The sequence below is a fragment of the Bacillus haikouensis genome, assembly GCF_013179555.1.
Classification (GTDB): domain Bacteria; phylum Bacillota; class Bacilli; order Bacillales; family Bacillaceae_B; genus Rossellomorea; species Rossellomorea haikouensis_A.
Genome location: NZ_JABMCR010000609.1, coordinates 1 through 679 on the forward strand (window position 1 = coordinate 1; position 679 = coordinate 679).

At 48.7% G+C, this 679-nt stretch carries 1 protein-coding gene; it reads right to left on the reverse strand.

The window, feature by feature from the left end; translation table 11 throughout:
• A partial coding sequence (locus HP456_RS24645) for a bifunctional ornithine acetyltransferase/N-acetylglutamate synthase (RefSeq protein WP_172255901.1) occupies positions 1-609 on the reverse strand: 609 nt, incomplete at its 3' end.
• Positions 610-679: the final 70 nt, after the last annotated feature.

The following is a 679-nucleotide window of genomic DNA, read 5'->3' on the forward strand; positions in this document are numbered from 1 at the left end:
CGTTGTGATAAAACCGAGCATCGTACCCATATTCGGATGAATCATGCCGGAACCTTTGGCCGCTCCCCCGATCGTAACGGTTTTACCATCGATTTGCATTTCCACACAGCTTGTCTTTTCGACTGTATCCGTGGTCAAGATTGCCTGCTGAAAGGATTTGGCACTGTTGTAGTCCTTGTGTACGGCTATCTCCCTGCATCCTTTCTCCATTGTCTCCATTGGCAGACATTCCCCGATCACTCCTGTGGACGCAACGGCTACATATTCTTCCGGCAGTCCAAATCGCAGTGCAATCAGCTCCCTTGTCTTGTAAGCGTCTTTCAGACCTTGTTCACCCGTACAGGCGTTGGCAATCGCACTGTTAACAACCACTGCCTGCAGGATTCCGGATGCAGCAATGCTTTCCTGCGTCACTTTAAGCGGAGGAGCCTGGAAGTGGCTTTTCGTGTAAACTGCTGCACTTTGTGCAGGTTTTTCACTGTACATGACCCCAAAATCCTTCTTCTCATAACGAAGGCCGATATGGATACCTCCCGCTTTGAATCCTTTAGGTGATACGATACTGCCTCCTTCGATCTTCTGAACTGGTCCTTTTTCCGCCACATTCATTTCTCTCTCCTCCTTAAGGATAAATTGGATAATAGTGAAGCCCGGCCGTTTCATCCAACCCAAACATGAG